This is a genomic window from Actinophytocola sp. (assembly GCF_036002505.1).
Lineage (GTDB): Bacteria > Actinomycetota > Actinomycetes > Mycobacteriales > Pseudonocardiaceae > DASYTH01.
The window spans coordinates 1-5,456 of sequence record NZ_DASYTH010000391.1 but is presented as its reverse complement, the minus strand read 5'-3'; the positions used below and the strand labels follow the sequence as shown (position 1 = coordinate 5,456).

Below are 5,456 nucleotides of genomic sequence, written 5' to 3'. Positions count from 1 at the left end.
TACTTCCTACCCTGCGTACCCGTGTTGGGGCACCCCTGCCGGCGCGGGTAGAGTGGTCCGGCGATCCTGTCCGGGTGGCGGAATGGCAGACGCGCTAGCTTGAGGTGCTAGTGCCCGACAAGGGCGTGGGGGTTCAAGTCCCCCCTCGGACACAGTATTACCCCACGAAGTCTCGCCTGGTCAGGCGATCATGACGTCGTGACTGCTGCCGCTGGGTGTTTGCGGGTCGGGTTTCAGTGCTCAATTGGCGTGGTGGCACGTGATGGTCAGGTGGTGGGTTCGGAGCACCTCGGCTAACCGCGCCGGATCGTTGCTGGATCCGGTGTCGTCTCCCGGATGCGCCGGGTCGACACCGAGCTCGGCGAGTCGGGTGGGTAAGGCGGCGAGGAGGTGGTCCTCGCGCACGTACACGTTCTTGGCTGGGCTAGGTTGCCGTGGATGCCCGCTGGTGCGGCCGTGGCGGCAGCGGTAGCCGGCTCGACCGTGGACCCAGTGGGCATCCATGCGCCGGTCACACACGCCGCAGCGGATCAACCCGGCCAGCGGATAGCGGCGAGTACCGCCGTCCTGGGCAGGCCGCGCGGCGCGGATGGCTTGCGCGGCGACGAAGTCCTGCTCGGTGACCAACGCCGGGTGCGCGATCATCTTCGAGATCACCCAGTCCTGACTCGGGTTCCACCGCTGCACCGCCCGCCGCCGACCCACGCGGCCGGGACGAGCGGCCGGGTTGCTGCTCTGGCGGTTCCACACCTGACGGCCGGTGTAGCGCGGGTTCGCCAAGATCGACGCGACGGTCTGCACCGTCCACACACCACGATGCCGATGCGGATTGCGCCGTCGATCGGCTTGGGACGGGCACGGCACTCCGCGTTGGTTGAGACGGCGGGCGATACCGGCCACGCTCATCCCGGCAAGCCGTTGCGTGAAGATCCACCGGACCTGCGGCGCGGTCACCGGGTCAGAGTCCAATTGGTACAGCCGTCGACCCCACAGGGCATGTGCCCGGTTCGGGTGCGCCCCGGCATCAACCAGGCGATAACCGTAGGGAGGGCGGCCGCCCAGATGCCGGCCCTGCTCGAGAACCTGGGCCCGCATCGCCGACAAGACCCGATGCCGGGCTCGCAACACCTCGCGCCGCGACTGTGCCGCCAGCATTAGCAATAGTGCTCGATGCGCCGGATCTGTCAGATCGAGCGGACCGTCGGTCTCCGGCAGTCACAGCTGTACACCGTGCTTGTGGAACAGTGGCAGGAGTTGCTGGAGTTGATCACCGAAGAACGCCCGCTCGTACTCCCCCACAACGATTGCATCGAATCCTCGGTCCGGGTCGGCCAGCGCGGCCAGCAATGCCGCAGCCTCGGGGCGATCGACCCACGGTAGACGCCGCGAGTAGCCGGCATCGAAGTACTCCGCCACGATCACACCCCGACCAGCCACCACGCACTCCGCGACCTCCCGCTGCCACGCCTGCGATGAGGCCCGATCCTGAAAGTCCAAAGTGGACGTACGGCCATAGAACGCCAATCGCAGCCCGTCACCGCCACGGAGCACACGCTGCGCCGTGAGACCTCCATGTCCTTGAGCCCAGCCAACGAGCAGATCCGTGTCACACGGCTCCATCACGTGCTACCCCTCCCCGTCTCGGTGGTGAGCATGTCGGAGACCCACCAGCAGCCCGGCCATGACGCCGAGGCTCTGATTTCCGCCACAATTCGGCCGACGAGCACGGGACACAGCCCCAGTCGACGGCCGACTTGGCGGCTGCCTAGGCGGCAACGAAGTTCACTGGTCCGACAGCCTCTGCAAGCTCGGCGATACGGTCACATCTCGTCACCGGTTCGACTTCCGCTTTGGTGGCTTGGTAATGCGTGCTCGGCGGGTATCGTGATCATGCTGATTGCAGGTTGCCGTTGGAGGAGGGTGGATGCCAGCGCGTCGTCCCGCCCGGGAGCATGAGCCGACGCCGGAGCAGGAGGCGGCGGTGGCCGCGTTCGCCGTTGGTGATCACCTCGTGCTGCAGGCCGGCGCGGGCAGCGGCAAGACCACGACGCTGGCCATGCTGGCCGCCGGAACCCGCCGGTGGGGCCGTTACCTGGCATTCAACACGGCCATCGCCAACGAGGCGCAACGCAAATTTCCCAGCAACGTCGGCTGCCGCACCGCGCACAGCATGGCCTATCGCGCCGTGGGCTGGGAGTACCGGGACCGGCTGCGGGCACCGCGGATGTCCAGCGCGAAGCTCGCCGCGATGCTGGGCATCAACCTGGAGCTGCGGCTCGGCCAACGCAAGATCACCGCCACCGGCTTGGCCTACGCCGCCCAGGAGACGGTCATCAAGTACTGCCAGTCCGCCGACGCGACGATCGGTCAGCAGCATGTGCCTTGGCTCAAAGGGATCGGCGAGGAGTACCTGCACGACCAGCTCGCCGACGTCGTGCTCCCCTATGCTCACCGGATCTGGGCCGACCTGCAGAATCCCGACCACGGCCGGGTCAAGTTCAAGCACGATCACTATCTGAAGATGTGGGCCTTGACCGAGCCGGTGATCCGCGGCCAGTTCCTGCTACTGGACGAGGCACAGGACACCAATCCCGTGGTGGAACGCGTGTTCAACGCCCAACGCGGGCACGCGCAGCTGGTCATGGTCGGCGACTCCGGCCAGGCAATCTACGGCTGGCGCGGCGCCCGCGACGTGATGACCGGCTTCGACGGCATCCAACTCACCCTGTCGCACTCGTTTCGTTTCGGCGAACGCATCGCCCAGGAAGCCAACCGCTGGCTGGCCATCGCCCACGCACCCATCCGGATCACCGGCTCGCCCTCGCTCGACAGTGGTCTGGACAAAGTCGAGCGCCCAGACGCGATCCTGTGCCGCACCAACGGTGGCGCCATGGCCGAGATCCTCACCCTGCTCGACATGGGCCGCCGCGTCGCCCTTGTCGGCCGCGGCGACACCCTCTCCGATCTCGCGCTCGCCGCACGGGACCTCAAGAGCGGCCGCCGCACCAGCCACCCCGAACTGCTGCTCTTCGCTACGTGGGGCGAGGTCCAGGACTACGCCGAATACGATCCCGACGGCCGCGACCTGCAACCCTTCGTCGACGTCATCGACGAACACGGCGTCGACACCGTCCTCGACGTCATCTCCCGCCTCTGCGACGAAGCCGGCGCCGACGTCACGGTCTCCACCGTCCACAAAGCCAAAGGCCGCGAATGGCCCACTGTTCGCATTGCCAACGACTTCACCGAACCCGAAGATCCCGACCAAGAGGTCGACACCACCGGCGAACCACTCCCCGGCCCCATCGACCCCGCCGAAGCCCGTCTCGCCTACGTCGCCGTCACCCGCGCCCGCTACCGCCTCGACCTCGGCGGCCTGTCCTGGATCCACCGCCACCCCAACGGAAAACCCGAACAACCACCGCAAACCATCAACACCTGAACACCCAACCGTAAGAGGTGGCGCCGAATTGTCGTCGACCTCGACAGCCTGCGGTTCGCAGCGGTCGTTGGCTACCTGGCCTTGGACGACGGCGGCCGGGCAGATCAGTCTGTTGGGAGCTCGTTGTGTTGTCGGTGCGCAGTGAACGTTTCCGAATGTGCAGTCGGTGTTGTGGGGGTGGCATCTGGGGCGCAGGGTCGGGTGGGTGATCGCTGAGGAGTTTGCGGCGAGGGAGTGTGCGGAGGCCACCGCGTGGGTCTTGGTGCCCTCGTTGCCGGTGCGGGCGGGTGCCGACCGGTTCTGGCCGGAGTTGCGCAGGTTGACCGACGGGCGGATGTCGCTGTTGGTCTATACGTCGCTGGCGGAGTTGGTCGCGGCATGCGGGCGGTATCAGCCCTGGGTGGCGGTGCCGGCGACTTGGCTGGAACGGCTGCGGCAGGATTGCCGGTTCGACGTCGTGGCTATGAACCTCGATATCCCGGAACCGTTGCGGCACAAAGCGAACACCGAGGACGACTGGCCAGGCAAACCGGAGGCTTGGGATGAGTGACGGCACCGACGCGTTCGCCGTGCACGACCTCGGCGCCGTGCTGCGGGCACTGTCCGGTGGGACGGGCGCGCTGGACGAGCAGGCCGGCCGGGCGCCGGACGTGCCGGACGCGGGTGGGTCCTCGGCGCACGTCGCCGCCACCATGGCCGCGATCGCGGGCGCGGCATCGGCCATCGTGCGCAGCGGCGCGGTGGCCGGCGCCCGGGTCAATGCGAGTTTCCAGTCCTACCAAGCCCTCGACACCGGATCGGGGGCGAGCTTCCGATGAGCACATTGGACACTCGGGTGGATGGTGACCCGGGCGCGGTGCGGGCCGCGGCCGCTGGCCTCGCAGCGGTCGCCGGCGGCATGGTTGGCGCCGGATCCGGCTTCGCCACGGCGGTTTCCGCGTCGGAGGTGCTGTGGAGCGGCGCCGCGGGCGATGCATTCCGGTTCGGTTTGCAGCCGGTGCGCCGGGCCACCGACGAGGTCGCCGCCGCCACCCAGCGCGCCCGGCAGGCCATGGACACCTTCGCCGACGAGCTCACCGCGGTTCGGACCATGGTGGAGCGGGCCAAGTCGATCGCCTCCGCCGCCGGGCTGGAGGTCGGCGCGGACGGCATCCAGCCGCCGAAACCACCGGCCACCCCGCCTCCGATGTGCATGACCGCGGCGGCGGCGACGGCCGCGGCCGACCGGTTCGCCGCACAGCTGGCCGAGTACCGCCGCCAGGTGCGCGCCTACCAGCAGGCACGAGACATCCTGTCGGACGCCCGCACGCTGGAGCGGTCGGCGCACGCTGTGCTCGGCACGGCACTGGCGTCGGTGCGGGAGATCATCGATGGCCTGTCCACCAGCGGCGCCTGGCTCGCCGCCGGCACCTGGGGGACCACCATGTCCACCAGCATCGCCAACGCCGACAGGTGGGCGGGCGAGCAGCGCCGGCTAGCGCAGACATTCCAGCGCCTCAAGGCCATCGCGGACAGCCCGGATGTCGCCGTCGCCGCGCCTGAGCTCAAGGCCACGGCCACCGGGCAGGCGGTCGAGAAGCTGCGGGGCTTGCGCCAGGCGGCCGCGCGCGCCGCCGCCAACGAGCGTCTCGCCGGCCTCGGTTCCGCGGCCGCGAGCAGAACTGCTCTGCGAGGGGCGCTGGGAAAGGCCGGTCCCATCGCCGCGGGCGCGGCCGGGGTCTACGACGTGCTGACCGCGCACGGCACCGGCAACAAGATCAAGGCCGCGGTAGCCGATGGTGCCGGCTACGGCGCGGGCGCGGCCGCCGCGGCGGGCAGCGGGTCACTCTTCGCCGCGGCCGGCATCGCTGGAGCACCGGAAACCCTTGGCACATCACTGATCGCGGCCGGCGTCGCATACGGCGTCAGCGAGACGATCAAGGACCCCGGCCGCACCGTCGACATCGCCGGCAACCTCCTGGACGACGCCAAGGACGGCCTCGGCACCGTCGCCAACCAGTTCACCCACCCCTCC

General features: G+C 69.0%; 5 protein-coding genes, 1 tRNA gene and 1 pseudogene. 5 read left to right on the top strand and 2 right to left on the bottom strand.

Annotated features, from left to right (window positions below; genetic code table 11):
* The first annotated feature begins 68 nt into the window (after window positions 1–68).
* Window positions 69–152: transfer RNA gene (locus VGR06_RS34220), tRNA-Leu, on the top strand.
* Window positions 153–240: 88 nt separating this feature from the next.
* Here the strand turns inward: VGR06_RS34220 and VGR06_RS34215 are convergent.
* On the bottom strand, window positions 241–906 hold the full coding sequence (locus tag VGR06_RS34215; RefSeq protein ID WP_414637391.1) for a recombinase family protein: 666 nt from the start codon (window positions 904–906) through the stop codon (window positions 241–243).
* Window positions 907–1,215: 309 nt separating this feature from the next.
* Window positions 1,216–1,416: a hypothetical protein gene (locus VGR06_RS34210; RefSeq protein WP_327563332.1), complete on the bottom strand. Its 201-nt coding sequence runs from the start codon at window positions 1,414–1,416 to the stop codon at window positions 1,216–1,218.
* Window positions 1,417–1,924: 508 nt separating this feature from the next.
* On the opposite strand from VGR06_RS34210, the gene VGR06_RS34205 reads away from it, so the two are divergent.
* The 4 genes and pseudogenes from VGR06_RS34205 to VGR06_RS34190 form a co-directional block, all read left to right on the top strand.
* The gene (locus VGR06_RS34205; RefSeq protein ID WP_327563331.1) at window positions 1,925–3,442 is read left to right on the top strand and encodes a UvrD-helicase domain-containing protein; all 1,518 of its coding nucleotides are present in this window, start codon (window positions 1,925–1,927) and stop codon (window positions 3,440–3,442) included.
* 205 nt (window positions 3,443–3,647) lie between these two features.
* Complete coding sequence (locus tag VGR06_RS34200; protein WP_327563330.1) at window positions 3,648–3,992, top strand: SAV_915 family protein; 345 nt, start codon at window positions 3,648–3,650, stop codon at window positions 3,990–3,992.
* Entirely contained in the window at window positions 3,985–4,260 is a 276-nt protein-coding gene (locus VGR06_RS34195; RefSeq protein WP_327563329.1) for a hypothetical protein, read from the top strand. Before VGR06_RS34200 ends, VGR06_RS34195 begins: the two co-directional genes overlap by 8 nt.
* Window positions 4,257–5,456: pseudogene (locus tag VGR06_RS34190) on the top strand (hypothetical protein); the annotation flags it as partial. The gene VGR06_RS34195 and the pseudogene VGR06_RS34190, both read left to right, overlap by 4 nt.